Origin of the sequence: Dactylosporangium sp. CA-152071, assembly GCF_050936335.1 — a bacterium.
GTDB classification, from domain to species: domain Bacteria; phylum Actinomycetota; class Actinomycetes; order Mycobacteriales; family Micromonosporaceae; genus Dactylosporangium; species Dactylosporangium maewongense.
Genome location: NZ_JBNJMZ010000001.1, coordinates 8,178,288 through 8,193,101, shown reverse-complemented (window position 1 = coordinate 8,193,101; position 14,814 = coordinate 8,178,288). Strand labels below are relative to the sequence as shown.

The window sequence follows — 14,814 nt, the reverse complement described above, 5'->3', positions numbered from 1 at the left end:
CCCCACCGCCAGCGGATGCGGTCGGGCCTCCATGCACCGCGGTGGTCGAGCCGGGGCATCCTGACGCGGCGCCGCCGGCATCCAGCTCCCCTACACATGCGCAACCTGTGCCACCCGCACCCGTCCAGACGCACCTGCCCGCGGCGACACAGCCACCACCGTCCGTACACGCGACACCGCAAGCGACGCCGTCCGCCACCACGACACCGCAGGCAACGCCGGCGGCACCGTCCGTTCCTGCTGGGCCGTCGGTCGGGGCGGCGCAAGCGTTGGATCGGACGAAGCTGCTCGCGGCGCGGTACAAGGCGGCGATGCTGCGGCCGTATCTGGCGACGGCGTTGTACGCGTTGTCGGTCGTGCCGAGCCGGCACCTGGCGACCATGGGGGTCGACCGGCGGTGGCGGTTGTACGTGTCGCCGGAGTTCGTGGACGGGCACGGTGTCGAGGAGCTCGCCGGGGTGTGGGTGCACGAGGTGGCGCACCTGCTGCGGGACCATCACGGGCGGGCGGACCGGCTGCCTGCGGGCGACCGTGGCGACCACCTGCGGGTCAACCTCGCGCAGGACTGCGAGATCAACGACGACCTGGTCGCGGACAAGCTGGTGCTGCCGGCGTCGCGGGTGGAGCCGGCGACGTTCGGGCTGCCGGAGGGGCGGCTGTTCGAGGAGTACCTGGCCGGGATACCGCACACGCACTCGCACGACGTGCAGTGCGGGTCGGGCGCGCACGGCATCCCGGTCGCGGGTGAGGTCGGTGACGCCGCGGGACCCGGCGTGCGGGACGTGGAGGCGGTGGCGATCCGCCGGCAGACCGCCGACGCGATCCGGGCGCACGTGCGGTCGCGTGGCACCGTGCCCGGGGGCTGGCAGCGGTGGGCGGACGAGATCGCCGAGCCGGTCGTCGACTGGCGGCGGCTGCTGACCGGGGCGCTGCGGCAGGCGGTGGCGTGGGCGAGCGGCGCCGTCGACTACACGTACGCGCGGCCGGGGCGGCGGACCGGGGCGATGCGCGGGGTGGTGCTGCCGAGCCTGCGCCGGCCGCTGCCGCGGGTCGCGGTGGTCGTCGACACGTCGGGCTCGATGGGCACCGACGACCTGGCGGCGGCGCTGAGCGAGGTGACGGGCGTGCTGCGGACCGTCGGCATCCGCGGCAACCGGGTCACCGTCGTCGCCTGCGACGCCGACGTGCACGCGGTGACGCGGGTGGTGAAGACGGAGCAGGTCGAGCTCGGCGGTGGTGGCGGCACCGACATGCGGGTCGGGATCGCGGCGGCGCTGCGGTCGCCGGACAAGCCGCAGATCGTGGTCGTCCTCACCGACGGCGGCACGCCGTGGCCCGACGAGCCGACGGGGTGCCGGCTCATCGCCGGGCTGATCGGGCCGAACCCCCCGCTGCCGCCGTCGTGGGTGGAGTCGGTGCACATCACACCGACCAATGGCGGCTGATCCAGGTGTACGCGACAACTTTCGGAGACTGTCCCGCCACGGTCCGGCTGCCTACCGTGAGGTGTATGGCTGAACACGAGCTGGGGCTGTCCCGCACCGACAAATGGCTGATCGGCGCCGGGTTTCCGCTGGCCGGGGTCGCGGTCGGCTGGGCGCTGCCGCTGCTGGCGCGCTGGCTGCTGAGCCTGCCGTGGGTGCCGTTCGGGGGGCCGATCCGGCTCGTGGCGGCGCTCGACCACGGGGTCGGACAGGTCGCGATGATGGCCGCCGGGCTCCTGCTCGGGGTGGTGTTCGTGATCGTCGCGGTGCACGAGACGCTGCGGGTGACGGTCGCCGACAGCGAGCTGCGGCTGCGGCTCGGCGACGCCGCCTGGGTCGTGCGCCGGGAGGACGTGTCGGCGGTGTTCGTCGACGGGCGGCTGCTCGTCGTGCTGGACCGGGACTCGCGGCAGGTGGTGCGGGAGCGGCTGGAGCGGGCCGGTGACCGGCAGGTGGCGGAGGCGTTCCAGGCGCACGGCTACCCGTGGCAGAAGCAGGACCCGTTCGGGGAGCTGTTCCGGCGCTGGGTGCCCGACCTGCCGGACCTGCCGGCCGCGGTCAACGCGGTCCTCGCCGCCCGGGCGGCGGCGCTGACCAGCAAGAGCACCACCGACGCCGCCGAGCTGCGCGACGAGGTCCAGAAGTTGGGGTACACGGTCCGCGACGACGGCACCACGCAGCACTGGCGTCCCCTGGTGCGCTCGTGAAGGCGCGCAACCTCGTCGTCGACGCGACCGTCTTCGTCATCTCGGCGCTGACGATGGTGGTCGCCGCGGCGTCCGGCCTGGACAGCGGCGCCCTCAGCGACGAGCGGTGGCTGCTGTCGACGGCCGTGACCGTGCCGGCGTTGGTGCTGATCTGGTGGCGGCGGCGGTGGCCCGTGCAGGTGGCGCTTCTGCTGCTCGTCCCGGCGGCACTCACCGATTTCGTCGGCGGGGCGGCGACGATCGCGGTGTTCACGGTCGCGGTGCACCGGCCGTTCCGGGTGGCGCTGGGGGTCGCTGTCGCGCACCTGCTGGTGCCGGTCCCGCTGATGATCCGCTATCCGGACCCTGACTTCCCAGTCGTGGGCAACGCCACGGCCGCGGCGCTGATCATGTGCATCGTCCTGGCGTGGGGGTCGACGGTGCGGGCCCGGCGGGAGCTGATCGCGTCGCTGCGGGACCGGGCCGTGCGCGCCGAGGCGGAGGCCGAGCAGCGCGCCGACCTGCTGCGCGGGCTGGAGCGGGAGCGGATCGCCCGCGAGATGCACGACGTGCTCGCCCACCGGATCTCGCTGATCAGCCTGCACGCCGGCGCCCTGGAGATCCGCCGCGACCTGTCGCAGGAGCAGGTCGCCGAGGCGGGCGGCACCATCAGGGCGAGCGCGCGCCAGGCGATGGAGGAGCTCCGGGAGATCCTCGGCGTGCTGCGCAGCAGCGACGACGACGAGCTGCGGCCGCGCCAGGACCTCGCCGACCTGGACGAGCTGATCGAGGAGGTCCGCAGGGCCGGCACCCCCGTCGACCTCGACAACCGGCTCACCGCCGGCGGTGACGCGGGGCCGGAGACGCTGCCCGCGGCGGTGAACAGGACCGCGTTCCGCCTCGTGCAGGAGGGCCTGACCAACGCCCGCAAGCACGCGCCCGGCGCCGCCGTCGCGGTCCGGCTCGACCGCACGAGCCAGGGTGAGCTGCACGTGTGGCTGCGCAACCCGCTGCCGGCCGTCCCGGTGCGGCCCGCGCTGCCGGGGTCGCGGTCGGGTCTCGTCGGCCTGGCCGAGCGCGTCACCCTGGCCGGCGGCCGCCTCGAACACGGCCCCCGCCGCACGACCCCGCCCCCACGGCACGCCACGTCGCCGCAGCCCGGCGCGGCCCAGCAGCCCGGCAAGGCACAACAACCCGGCAAGGCCCAGCAGTCCAGCGCGGCTCAGAAGCTCGGCAAAGCGCAACAGTCCAGCTCGGCACAGCAGCCCGGCGAGGCACAACAGCCCAGCGCGGCACAACAGCCCAGCGCGGCACAACAGCCCGGCGCGGCACAACAGCCCAGCGCGGCGCAACAGGCCAGTGCGGCACAGCAGGCCGGCGGAGTCCGGCAGACAGGCTCTGATCCGCGGGCCGGCGGCGGGCATGGGCACGGCGGGGCGGGGGACGGTGGCGAGGTCGGGTTTCACCTGGAGGCGTGGCTGCCGTGGCGGGGATGATCCGGGTCGTGGTCGTCGACGACGACGCGCTGGTCCGGGCCGGGCTGGCGATGGTCCTCGGCGGGGATCCTGAGCTGGAGCTCGTCGGGGAGGCGGGCGACGGCGTGGCGGCCGTCCAGGTGGTCCGGGCCAGCCACCCCGACGTGATCCTCATGGACATCCGGATGCCGCGGATGGACGGGCTCGCCGCGCTCGAGGCGCTGCGGGCCGGCGGGGTGCCGGGGGCGGTGGTGGTGCTGACGACGTTCGACACGGACGAGCACGTGCTGCGGGCGCTGCGGCTCGGGGCGCACGGGTTCCTGCTCAAGGACACGCCGCCGCTGGCGATCCTGGACGCGGTGCGACGGGTCGCGGCCGGCGAGCAGATGCTGTCACCGTCCGTGGTACGGCGGCTCGTCGACCACGTGGTCCGCGACGACACCGCCGAGCGGCGCGCGGTCGCTGAACGGGCCCTGGACGCGCTGACCCCGGCGGAGCGCAAGGTCGCCGACGCCGTCGCCGACGGCCGCTCCAACGCCGAGATCAGTGCCGCGCTGCTGATGAGCGTGGCCACCGTGAAGACGTACGTGTCGCGCATCCTCGGCAAGCTCGGCTGCACCAACCGCGTCCAGATCGCCATCATGGTCCACGAGACACGCACGACCCGCGGCAGCTGACCACCCGCGCCCGCGACCGCACGGCCGGCGACCGCCCGGGTCGCGACCGTCCGGGCGGCGGGCACGCCGGGCGTCGGCGGTCCATCGCGGAAGCCGCGTGAGGATCAGCGGTGGTAGCGGTCGGCGATGAAGCCCGGGGTGGGTGGCTCAGCGGGCGCGCCCGTGGCGGGCAGGCCGTGGGCGGTGTTGGCGCCGAAGCCGCGACGCAAGGTGCGGACCTGCTCCTCCATGGCGGGGACGCTGGTGCGCGCCTGGCGTTCGATGACGCGTTCGGACAGGCGGCTGTTGAGGAAGGTGCGCAGCCAGTACACGACGGCGACGCTGCGCGGGACGAAGACCTTGCGGCGGCGGTGTTCGAGGGCGGAGACGAACGCCTCGGCGCAGCGCTCCACCGACGTGGTCGAGCCCAGTGGCGGCGGCAGCTTGCGCAGCGTCTCGCGGAAGGTTGGCATGTCGTCCTGGGCGTCGCGGACGAGGTCGGTGTCGATCCACGACGGGTGGGCGGTGCCGACGCGGACGCCGTGGTGGGCGACCTCCAAGCGCAGGGCGTTGCCGAAGTGCTCGACGCCGGCCTTCGACGCGCAGTACGGCGCCATCCCCGGCAGCGCGGCGAACGACGCCGCCGACGCGACGATGAGCAGATAGCCGCGGGACTCGATGAGGTGTGGCATGACGGCGGCGGCGGTGCGCATGACGCCGACGAGATTGACCTCGACGGTCCGTACCAACGCCTCGATGTCACCGGTGGCGACGGTGCCGCGGCTGGCGACGCCCGCGTTGGCCAGGACGGCGTCGATGCGGCCGTGGGCGGAGACGGCACCCTCGACAGCGGCTGCGAGACTGGACTGGTCGGTGACGTCGCAGGGGAACCAGGCCGCGTCGAGGTCGGCCGCGACGGCGGCGAGGCGGTCGGGTTCGAGGCCGGCGAGGACGACCTTCGCGCCGCGGGCGGCCGCGATGCGGGCGGTGTGCTCCCCGATCCCCCTGGCGGCACCGGTGATGAGCACCACCTGGCCGGACAAGCTGTGCTGCACCGTGGGCCTCCCGTCGGCGGTACCGTCCAGTACCAGGCAAACTAACACCCACGGACATTCTGGCGAAAGGCCGAGGCAGGCGCATGACGAGCACGAGAACCGCCGAGGAGGTCCGCGAGGCGCTGACCGGCGGGCTGGCGGCGGCGATCGCGGACAAGGGCTACGCGGCGACGACGATCGCCGACGTGGTCATGCACGCGCGGGTGTCGAAGCGGACGTTCTATGAGCACTTCACCGACAAGGAGTCGTGCCTCATGGCGCTGTACGAGCAGGGCTGCGTGCACCTGCTCGCCGTCGTGCGCAGCGCCGCTGGTGGTGGCGGCGGCAGCTGGAAGGCCATGGTCAACCACGGGGTGACCGCATACCTGAACGCGTTGGAGAGCATGCCGGCGGTCACCCGCACGCTGCTCGTGGAGATCCAGGCGGCCGGCCCGAAGGCGTACCGGCTGCGGCAGCAGATGCAGCGCCGGTTCGCCGATACGCTGGTAGAGGTGGTCGATGCGGCGCGGGCCGCCGACCCGGCCATCCCCGAGCTGTCCCAGCTGCTCGCGATCGCGCTGGTGGGAGGGGTGCACGAGATGATGCTGCAGGTCTCCGACCCGTACACGGGCGCCGGGCCGTCGTTCACGTCCCTGGCGCCGGCCGTCGACGAGCTGGTCTACGCGATCCTCACGAATCCCTGGTCCGCCGGGATGGAATGATCGAGCGCACCCGCGGGTTGCGTTTCTTGCAATCGTTGTTCAAGGAGGCTGCGTTCCGGTGCTCAACCCCAGCGAGCTCTACACGCTCACCGAGGACCCGCCGGCCGTCGACCGGCCGGTGCTCGTGCACGCGCTGACGGGCTTCGTCGACGCCGGCAACGCGAGCCGCCTCGCCCGCGAGCATCTGCTGACGATCGGCTCGCCGCGCACCGTGGCGACGTTCGACCTCGACCAGCTCTACGACTACCGCAGCCGGCGCCCGGCGATGCTGTTCGTCGAGGACCACTGGGAGCACTACGAGCAGCCGCGCCTGCTCCTGCGCGTCCTGCGCGACGCGACCGGCACCGAGTTCCTGCTGCTCGACGGCCCCGAGCCGGACCTGCAGTGGGAGCGGTTCACGGCGGCGGTCATCGAGCTGATCGAGCGCTTCGACGTGCGGGCGACGGTCGGCCTCACCGCGATCCCGATGGCCGTGCCGCACACCCGCCCCACCGGCGTGACCGCCCACGGCACGAGCCGGGACCTGATCGCCGGGTTCGAGCCGTGGCTGCAGCGCGTCCAGGTGCCCGGCAGCGTCGGCAACCTCCTCGAGTTCCGCATCGGCCAGCAGGACCGCGACGCCTTCGGCTTCGCCGTGCACGTGCCGCACTATGTGGCGCAGGCGGAGTTCCCGTCGGCGGCGGAGAAGCTGCTCTCCTGCGTCTCCGAGGCGACCGGCCTGCAGCTGCCCACCGAGGAGCTGCACGCCGCCGCCGAGTCGGTCCGCGCCGAGATCGACGTGCAGATCGCCCAGGCCGACGAGGCCGCGTCGCTGGTCCGGGCGCTGGAGGAGCAGTACGACGCCTACACCCGCGGCCGCCAGGGCAACAACCTCCTGGCCGACTCCCCCGCCCCACTCCCGACCGCGGACGAGATCGGCGCGGAGCTGGAGCGTTTCCTCGCCGAACAGACCCGCAACGACGAGAACCCGTAGCCCCTCCGTCACGGTTCGCAACGCCGTCCCCCGCCGTTCCGCCCCTGGTGGAAGCCCGGAAACTACGGTCCGTCACGACCCCGGAGATCGATTTGTTGGGCGGGGGTAGGGTTGCTTTTGCAGCGGTCACCCCGGCACCCAGCGGTCGAAGCCGTGCCCGCCAGGGTCAGAAGCCATGCCCACCAACGGCGAGGAAGCCCAGCCGGCGGGCACCTCGGGTCAGGCGCGGACGAATCTGGCGGCGTCGGCGATGACGTAGCCGTTGGTTTGTTCGGTGCGGATCAGGACCGAGCCGGCGCTGCCGGCGGTGAACTGGAAGGTGCCGAGGGGCACCCACTGGCTGCCGGAGGTGCGCTGGTCGACGGTGTGCGTGGTGACGCCGCCGGTGTGGACGACGTCGACCGGGACGTTGCTGGCCCGGTTCGCGTGGGCCGTCCAGCGCAGCTGGACCGTCCAGGCGCCCGCCGACGGCAGTGACGGGGTGAAGCGGAGGCGGTTCACGCCCTTCGCGGTGTTGTTGTCGTGCTCGTAGTCGCTGCCGTAGTAGCCGGCGATCGAGGTGCTCGGGAGCCAGGTGCCGGCGCGGGTCACGCCGGTGCCGTGGGAGTCGATGATGACCTCCGAGCCCGCGGAGATGTCGATGCGCTGGCTCAGGTCGCGGAGCAGGGACTGCAGCGTGGAGATGTTCACCTGCTGGACGGGCACGCCGGTCGTCAGGGCGAGCCGGGCCGCCACCGCCGCCGACTGGCCGAGGACCATGAAGACGGGTTCCATGCGGATCGAGCCGTACGCGATGTGGCTCGCCGACAGGCAGACCGGGACCAGCAGGTTCGCGCACTGCGCCTCCACCGGGACGATCGAGCGGAAGCTCACCTGGTACGGGCCGGGCACCCCCACCTGCACGTCGCCCTCGTTCTTCGCGACGCCGGAGACCACGAGCCGCTGGCAGTTGTGCGAGTCCATCGTGTAGCTGGCGAGGCCCACCGAGTCGGGGACGGTCGCGGCGCCCCGGCAGTTGTGCTCGGTCATGACGTACGAGGAGACCATCCGGCGGGCCTCCCGCACGTACAGCATGGGCGGCCAGAAACCGGTCGCGCCGAACTCGTCCGGTGCGGGGCCCCAGGCCGCCGTGGCGGAGCGGATCGTCGCCAGGACGCGGGGGTCGTTGGCCAGGAACCACATCAGGCCCTGCTGGTAGGTGCGGTGGTCGGCGACGATGGCGTCCCGGACGGCGAACGAGGCCGTCGGATAGCTCCACGAAGCACCGATGTGGTCGGTGGAGAAGGCGCCGTCGTTGTTCGAGTCGGTCTTGCCGCCGCCGACGTCGACCGTGTTGAAGAAGGGTCCCGCGTAGCCGGCCTCGATGTAGCGCAGCAGCAGCGCGTAGCGGCCCGCGTCGTAGCCCGCCGGGCGCTGCCACGGGAGCCGGTCCGCGGCCCTGGTCAGGCACATGCGGAAGTTGTACGCCTGGATCCGGCCGTCGGCGGTGCCGTTCGGGGCGAGGGCCGCGGCGGACACGCCCGGGAGCAGCCCGCTGCCCGGGTTTCCCGGAGTCACATACGGGTCGACCGGCTTGACGAACTGGTGCTTGTCGCGCAGCTGGACGCCGTTGATGCTCTCGCCGTAGGCGGCGTTGCCCTCGCGCCCGAGGGTCGTCGCCACGCCGGCCTTCGCCATCAGGTCGCCCTCGTAGCTGGCGTCGACGTACATGAGCCCGCGGTACACCTGACCGTCCTCGGTGGACAGTTCGACGATGCGGTTGCCGGCCTTCGTGACGGTGGCGAGCTTCCGGCCGAGCTGGACGGTGACGCCCGCCTCGGCGAGGAGGTCGGCGAAGACGGCGGCGGCGACGTGCGGCTCGAACTTGAACCGCGCCGGCGACGTCGGCGTGACCGGCGTGCCGGCGTACTTGGCGTGCACGCGGCGGTAGAACTCGTGCGACAGCCCGCCGATCGCGGCCGTGTTGCCGGTGTCGGTGGCGCCGAGGCCGGCGGTGGTCATCCCGCCGACGTGCGTGCCCGGGTCGATCACGACGGCGGTGCCGCCCGACCGGCGGAACTGGACGGCGGCCGCGAGTCCGCCGGGCGTCGCCCCGTAGACGACGAGGTCCGCGCTGACGACGGCCGCGGACGCGCGGACGCCGGGGCCGAGCACCACGGCACCGGTGCCGAGCGCGCCGGCGACGATGAGCTGGCGACGGGTCTGCGGCATGACAGGGCTCCTCCGGGCAACCACAAACGGAGGGGTCGCCGCACCCCTGAGATCGAAGGAAGTCTAGACGTTAGGCTGGCGGACGTGAAGTTGTTGCATTCGGGCAAGGTCCGCGACGTCTATCTCGACGGCGACGACCTGGTCCTGGTCGCGTCCGATCGCATCTCGATCTACGACGTGGTGCTGCCGACCCCGATCCCCGACAAGGGCGCGGTCCTCACCCGCCTGTCGCTGTGGTGGTTCGAGCAGCTCGCCGACATCGTGCCCAACCATGTGCTGTCCGCGACCGACGTGCCCGCCGAGTTCGCCGGGCGGGCCATCCGCTGCCGCCGCCTCGACATGGTGCAGGTCGAGTGCATCGCCCGCGGCTACCTGACCGGCCTCGGCCTCAAGGAGTACGTCCGCGACGGCGCCGTGAGCGGCGTCACGCTCCCGCCCGGCCTGGTCGAGGCCGACCGCCTGGAGCAGCCGATCTTCACGCCGACGACGAAGGAAGCCGTCGGGGTGCACGACGAGTTCATCACGTTCGACGACGTGGTCGAGCAGGTCGGCAAGGAGCAGGCGGAGGAGCTGCGCGACCTGACCCTGCGCGTCTACTCCCGCGGCCGCGACATCGCCGCCGAGCGCGGCATCATCGTCGCGGACACCAAGCTCGAGTTCGGCCGCACCGCCGACGGCACCCTGATGCTCGCCGACGAGGTCCTCACGCCCGACTCGTCGCGCTTCTGGCCGCTCGACGAGTGGGTGCCGGGCCGCACGCAGTTCTCCTTCGACAAGCAGTCGGTCCGCGACTGGTCCCGCGACGCCGGCTGGGACCAGACGGCGCCCGGTCCGGAGGTCCCCGCCGATGTCGTCGAGCGCACCCGTTCGCGATATGTCGAGGTGTACGAGCGGCTGACCGGCCTCTCCTTCTGAACCTTCCGCAAGGCCACGGCTCGCGAACGGACCGTGGCCTTGCGGCGAGGACGGCAGGTCAGTCGTCCGTGCGGACGCCGCAGATCATCCAGTCGCCGTCCTCTTTGACGAGGGTCACGGAGATGTTCACCGACTGGGTGCGGTCCGATTCGGGGTCGTGCAGCGTCACCCGCGCGCGGACCTCGGCGGAGTTGCGGCCCTTGGTCTCGCTGAGGATCTTCCAGTCGATGGTGGTCTTGTCGTCGTCGTCGTCATCGACGTAGTCGTTGCCCCGGACCGCCTTGGGTCGCTCGGAGGAGCACACCATGTCGACGACGGCGGCACGGTCGCGGTCGTTGACCGCGTCGAGGTAGCGCTCGGTCACGTCGGTCGGGGAGTCGACGAGGACCCGCTGGACGAAGAACCAGCCGCCGACGACCACGACGAGCAGCGCGAGGAACGCGCCGGCGATGAGCAGCACCCACTTGCCGGACCCGGACTGCTGACCACCGGCCCCAGCAGGCTGGAACTGCCCGGTCGGCGGCTGGAACTGGCCGGTCGGCGGCTGGAACTGCGCGGGCGGCTGGAACTGGCCGGTCGGGTCGTAGCCCTGGTACTGCGCGGGCGGCTCGTACGGACCAGGCGCCGGCTGGTACTGCGCGGGCGGCTGGTAGGGCTGCTGCGGCGACGGGTACTGCGGCGGTGACGGCGGCTGGTAGGGCTGCTGCGGATCTCCAGCTGGTGGATACGTCACCGGCACTTGCCTCCTAGAACCGTCAGACAAACCGTCACAACGCCCGTCGACACCATGGGACGGCCATCGTATCGAGGCCGTCCCACCGCCGCCGACCCGGAAAGGCTCAGGACTCCAGCGCGGGCTTCGGCTGCCGGGCCAGTGCGGTCGCGATGAGGACGTCGAGCAGCGCCGGATAGTCCAGCCCAGCGACGCGGAACATCTGCGGGTACTGCGAGACGGCGGTGAAGCCCGGGAACGTGTTGACCTCGTTGATGACCGGCTCCGTGCCGTACCGCAGGAAGAAGTCGACCCGCAGCAGCCCCCGGCATTCGAGGGAGCGGAACGTGCGCACCGCGAGGTCCTGGAGCCGCTCGATGATCGCCGGCTCCAGCTTCGCCGGGATGTCGAAGATGGTGGTCGGGTCGAGGTACTTGGCCTCGTAGTCGAAGAACTCGTGCTTGTCGGGGAAGCTGATCTCCAGCGGCGGCCCGACCTGCAGGGAGCCGTCGGGGTGCTCCAGGACGCCGAGGTCGACCTCGCGCCCGTGCACCATCTCCTCGACGAGGACCTTCGCGTCGCTGGCGCGGGCCTCGGCGAGCGCGTCGTCGAGCTCGGCCCAGTCGTCGACCTTGGACACGCCGAGGCTCGACCCGGCCCGGGACGGCTTGACGAACACGGGCAGCCCGAGCCGCTCGCGTTCGGCGGGCGTCACGGTGCCGGTGCCGCCGCGCAGCACGACGCCGTCGGCGACGGGCAGGCCGTCGGCGACGAGGAGCCGCTTGGTGAACTCCTTGTCCATGCCGGCGGCGCTGGCGAAGACCCCGCTGCCGACATACGGCAGGCGGACCATCTCCAGGACGGACTGGATCGTGCCGTCCTCGCCGTACGGGCCGTGGATGGCGGGGAAGACGACGTCGCACTCGCGCAGCGCCCCGATCGCCTCGGCGAGGCTCGCGAGGGCCGGCACGTCGGTCTCCTTGGTCAGGTCGAGCAGCCCTTCCAGGTCGAGGGCCTCCGGCGAGCCGGCGTCGGGGCCGAAGACCCACGTGCCGCCGGGGGTGATGCGCACGGGCACCACGTCGTAGCGGGACCGGTCGAGGAACCGCACGATGCTGAGGGCCGACTTGCACGAGACCTCGTGCTCGCCGCTGCGCCCTCCGAAAACGACGGCGACGCGGACGCGAGGATCAGCCATGCACGTGCTCCTTACCGATGTACGTTCGCGGGACGCGGGCGCCGATGCCCGTCAAGATCTCGTGCGGGTTGGTCTGCGCCCAGGCTGCCCACTCTTCCACGGTCGGCTCGGCCCCGTCGCCCGGGCCGAACAGCACGATCTCGTCACCGAGGGCGACGTCGAGGTCACCGGCGTCGGCGACGAGCTGGTCCATCGCGACCCGCCCGGCGATCGGGCACCGCCGGCCGCCGATCGCGACGGCGCCGCGGTTGCTCAGCAGGCGCGGCACCCCGTCGGCGTATCCGGCCGGGACCAGGACCATCGTGGTGTCGCGGTCCGTCACGTACTGGTGGAGGTAGGACACGCCGGTGCCGGGCGGGACGCGCTTGACGTTGACGGCGCGGGCCCGCAGCGTCATCGCCCGCCGGAGCCCTGCGGTCACCCCGTCGATCGGCTCGACACCGTACAGCGCGAGCCCGGCCCGCACGAGGTCGTAGTGGGTGGCGGGCAGGTCGACGATCCCGGCGGAGTTCGCGAGGTGCCGCAGCTCCGGCTCCAGCCCGGCCTTCGCGGCGACGGCGAGGGCCTCGTCGAACCGTTCGAGCTGGAGCGCGACCGACGGGTTGCCGGGGTCGTCGGCGGCGGCGAGGTGCGACCAGATCCCGCGGACCCGGATCGTGCCGCGCCGCTCCAGGTCGGCGGCCCGCGCCACCAGGTCGGGCCAGTCGGCCCAGGCGACCCCGTTGCGGGTCAGCCCGGTGTCGACCTTGAGGTGGACGGCGGCGCCGGCCGGCATCGCCTCCAGGTGCCGCGGCGTCGACACGGACAGGTCGACGTCGTTGCGGACGGCCCACGCGAAGTCGTCGCCGGCGCCATACAGCCAGGCGAGCGTCGGCGCGCCGATCCCGCCGTCGCGCACCGTGCGGGCCTCGGCGATGGAGGTGACGCCGAGCCAGGTGGCGCCGCTGGCCAGTGCCGCGCGGGCGACCGGTAGCAATCCGTGACCGAAGCCGTTCGCCTTGACGACGGCCATCGTCTGGGCGCGCGGGGCGGCGAGACCGGAAAGGAGCCGCGTATTGTGCGCCACGGCGTCGAGATCGACGACCGCCTCTGCCACTGGTTGCACCCGGCACCCCCTTGTCCCGCCGATCATAGTGGTCACCGTGCGTCACCGCAGTGTCGGTTAACCGGCACGGTACAGGCGGACGGACAGTCCACCTGCGATCAGGCAGGTGGCGGCGAGCACGGCCAGGTGCAGCGGGCGCGGGGTGTCGCCGGCCCACGCGGCCTGGACCGCCTGCCGGAACGCGCCCAGCGGCGTCCAGTCGCCGATGCGGCGCAGCACCGGCGGGAGCTGCTCGACCGGCACGTACAGGCCGGCGAAGAACGCGGACGGGAACCACAGCACGAAGGCCCAGCCGGTCGCGGTCTTGGGGCTGCCGGCCGCGGCGGCGACGAGCAGCCCGACGGGGAACAGGCCGAGGACGCCGAGCAGCAGCACGGGCAGAACCAGCGACAGGTCGGGCAGCCGCATGTCCATCAGGGTGACGCCGACGGCCAGCGTCAGCACGGTCGACACGACCACGACGGCGCCGTTCATGAGGACCTGCGCGCCGAGCATCGCCGACGGTCTCACCGGGGTCGTCGCGAAGCGGCGCAGGATGCCCTTCTCCCGGTACGTGGTGAGCACCACCGGCAGCATGAAGAACGCGACCATGGCGAGGGACACCATGACCGACATCGACGGCAGGACGGTGTCGATGCCGCGGTGCCCGCCGAGCGCGGCGTCGGGGACGCGGGTGCCGGGCGACCAGCCGAAGACGAGCAGCAGCGCGACCGGCAGCAGCACCGTGAACAGCGGCGGCGTCACCTCCCGGAGCATGAGCCGGGTCTCGACGATCGTCAGCCGGGCCAGGGTACGCATGATCAACTCTCCAGAGGGGACGTGAGCGAGACGAAGGCGGACTCCAGCGAGTCGGCGTGGCCCTTCAGCCCGGCCGGGGTGTCGACGGCGACGGTGCGGCCGGCGTCGATGACGGCGATCCGGTCGCAGAGCCGCTCCGCCTCGTCCATGAAGTGGGTGACGAGCAGCACGGTGACGCCGCGGTCGCGGACGTCCTCGATGAGCCGCCACGTCTCCCGGCGGGCGTGCGGGTCGAGGCCGGTGGTGAGCTCGTCGAGGACCGCGACCTCCGGCGAGCCGACCAGCGCCAGCGCGATCGACATGCGCTGCTGCTGCCCGCCGGAGAGCCGCCTGTACTGCTGGTTCGCGTGCTCCGCCAGGCCCAGGGACGCCAGGAGCGTGGCCGGGTCGGCGGGGTCGCGGTAGAACGAGGCGAACAGCTCCAGGGCCTCGCGGACCCGGATCCGGTCCGGCAGCCGCGACTCCTGCAGCTGCACGCCGAGCCGCTCGCGCAGCGCCGGGTCGCGGGGGTCGCGGGGGTCGCGGCCGAGGACGCGGGCCGTGCCGCCGTCCGCGGACCGCAGCCCCTCGATGATCTCGACGGTGGTGGTCTTGCCGGCGCCGTTGCGGCCGATGACGCCGAAGATCTCGCCGCGCTCGACGGTGAACGACACGTCCCGGACCGCGTGCCGGTCGCCGTAGCGCTTGCGCAACTGGTGGACCTCGATGACTGCCATGCCGTCGATCGTGCGGAAGCGGGCGGGCGGGCAGAATGACGCTGGGCACCGGACGGAGGTGCACCTAGCCCCACCCCGGAGACGGCGGCCAGGGCCGATGTGGAAGGCGGACCGTGACCCGAGACTGGT

At 72.7% G+C, this 14,814-nt stretch carries 13 protein-coding genes and 1 pseudogene; 7 read left to right on the top strand and 7 right to left on the bottom strand.

Annotated elements, in window-relative coordinates:
• The first annotated feature begins 269 nt into the window (after positions 1-269).
• The 4 genes from ACQEVZ_RS36975 (at position 270) to ACQEVZ_RS36960 (ending at position 4,322) form a co-directional block, all read left to right on the top strand.
• Entirely contained in the window at positions 270-1,445 is a 1,176-nt protein-coding gene (locus ACQEVZ_RS36975; protein ID WP_354895308.1) for a vWA domain-containing protein, read from the top strand.
• Positions 1,446-1,510: 65 nt separating this feature from the next.
• Complete coding sequence (locus ACQEVZ_RS36970; protein WP_433375200.1) at positions 1,511-2,191, top strand: YqeB family protein; 681 nt, start codon at positions 1,511-1,513, stop codon at positions 2,189-2,191.
• A complete protein-coding gene (locus tag ACQEVZ_RS36965; RefSeq protein ID WP_433375197.1) occupies positions 2,188-3,666 on the top strand; it encodes a histidine kinase in 1,479 nt (492 codons plus the stop codon). Before ACQEVZ_RS36970 ends, ACQEVZ_RS36965 begins: the two co-directional genes overlap by 4 nt.
• Complete coding sequence (locus ACQEVZ_RS36960) at positions 3,663-4,322, top strand: response regulator (protein ID WP_433375194.1); 660 nt, start codon at positions 3,663-3,665, stop codon at positions 4,320-4,322. Before ACQEVZ_RS36965 ends, ACQEVZ_RS36960 begins: the two co-directional genes overlap by 4 nt.
• Before the next feature lie 104 nt (positions 4,323-4,426).
• Here ACQEVZ_RS36960 and ACQEVZ_RS36955 read toward each other — a convergent pair whose 3' ends face one another.
• Positions 4,427-5,356, bottom strand: coding sequence for an SDR family oxidoreductase (locus ACQEVZ_RS36955; protein ID WP_354895317.1), 930 nt, complete (start codon positions 5,354-5,356; stop codon positions 4,427-4,429).
• 83 nt (positions 5,357-5,439) lie between these two features.
• On the opposite strand from ACQEVZ_RS36955, the gene ACQEVZ_RS36950 reads away from it, so the two are divergent.
• Together ACQEVZ_RS36950 and ACQEVZ_RS36945 are read left to right on the top strand one after the other, a co-directional pair.
• On the top strand, positions 5,440-6,057 hold the full coding sequence (locus ACQEVZ_RS36950; protein WP_344503332.1) for a TetR/AcrR family transcriptional regulator: 618 nt from the start codon (positions 5,440-5,442) through the stop codon (positions 6,055-6,057).
• A 58-nt stretch (positions 6,058-6,115) separates the two neighbouring features.
• The gene (locus ACQEVZ_RS36945; protein ID WP_344503331.1) at positions 6,116-7,030 is read left to right on the top strand and encodes a proteasome assembly chaperone family protein; all 915 of its coding nucleotides are present in this window, start codon (positions 6,116-6,118) and stop codon (positions 7,028-7,030) included.
• 219 nt (positions 7,031-7,249) lie between these two features.
• On the opposite strand, the gene ACQEVZ_RS36940 is transcribed toward ACQEVZ_RS36945, so the two are convergent.
• Positions 7,250-9,241: an FAD-dependent oxidoreductase gene (locus ACQEVZ_RS36940; protein ID WP_433375189.1), complete on the bottom strand. Its 1,992-nt coding sequence runs from the start codon at positions 9,239-9,241 to the stop codon at positions 7,250-7,252.
• Positions 9,242-9,316: 75 nt separating this feature from the next.
• Between ACQEVZ_RS36940 and ACQEVZ_RS36935 the strand changes: the two genes are divergently transcribed.
• Positions 9,317-10,156, top strand: a complete 840-nt coding sequence (locus ACQEVZ_RS36935) for a phosphoribosylaminoimidazolesuccinocarboxamide synthase (protein ID WP_344503644.1) — start codon at positions 9,317-9,319, stop codon at positions 10,154-10,156.
• A gap of 58 nt (positions 10,157-10,214) precedes the next feature.
• Here the strand turns inward: ACQEVZ_RS36935 and ACQEVZ_RS36930 are convergent, their stop codons facing one another.
• The 5 genes and pseudogenes from ACQEVZ_RS36930 to ACQEVZ_RS36910 all read right to left on the bottom strand — a co-directional run.
• The gene (locus ACQEVZ_RS36930) at positions 10,215-10,889 is read right to left on the bottom strand and encodes an Rv0361 family membrane protein (protein WP_433375186.1); all 675 of its coding nucleotides are present in this window, start codon (positions 10,887-10,889) and stop codon (positions 10,215-10,217) included.
• Between the two features lie 106 nt (positions 10,890-10,995).
• A complete protein-coding gene (locus ACQEVZ_RS36925; protein ID WP_344503322.1) occupies positions 10,996-12,066 on the bottom strand; it encodes a D-alanine--D-alanine ligase family protein in 1,071 nt (356 codons plus the stop codon).
• Entirely contained in the window at positions 12,059-13,171 is a 1,113-nt protein-coding gene (alr, locus tag ACQEVZ_RS36920; RefSeq protein ID WP_433375182.1) for an alanine racemase, read from the bottom strand. The genes ACQEVZ_RS36925 and alr overlap by 8 nt, the downstream gene beginning before the upstream one ends.
• Before the next feature lie 57 nt (positions 13,172-13,228).
• The gene (locus ACQEVZ_RS36915) at positions 13,229-13,969 is read right to left on the bottom strand and encodes an ABC transporter permease (RefSeq protein WP_433375179.1); all 741 of its coding nucleotides are present in this window, start codon (positions 13,967-13,969) and stop codon (positions 13,229-13,231) included.
• Positions 13,970-14,022: 53 nt separating this feature from the next.
• A pseudogene (locus ACQEVZ_RS36910) lies at positions 14,023-14,685 on the bottom strand (ABC transporter ATP-binding protein); the annotation flags it as partial.
• Between the last annotated feature and the right edge of the window lie 129 nt (positions 14,686-14,814).

Coding starts and splice junctions, on each gene's coding strand:
- ACQEVZ_RS36915 (WP_433375179.1), bottom strand. CDS start 13,969: ATGCGTACCCTGGCCCGGCTGACGATCGTCGAGACCCGGCTCATGCTC.
- ACQEVZ_RS36925 (WP_344503322.1), bottom strand. CDS start 12,066: ATGGCTGATCCTCGCGTCCGCGTCGCCGTCGTTTTCGGAGGGCGCAGC.
- ACQEVZ_RS36970 (WP_433375200.1), top strand. CDS start 1,511: ATGGCTGAACACGAGCTGGGGCTGTCCCGCACCGACAAATGGCTGATC.
- ACQEVZ_RS36940 (WP_433375189.1), bottom strand. CDS start 9,241: ATGCCGCAGACCCGTCGCCAGCTCATCGTCGCCGGCGCGCTCGGCACC.
- ACQEVZ_RS36950 (WP_344503332.1), top strand. CDS start 5,440: ATGACGAGCACGAGAACCGCCGAGGAGGTCCGCGAGGCGCTGACCGGC.
- ACQEVZ_RS36960 (WP_433375194.1), top strand. CDS start 3,663: ATGATCCGGGTCGTGGTCGTCGACGACGACGCGCTGGTCCGGGCCGGG.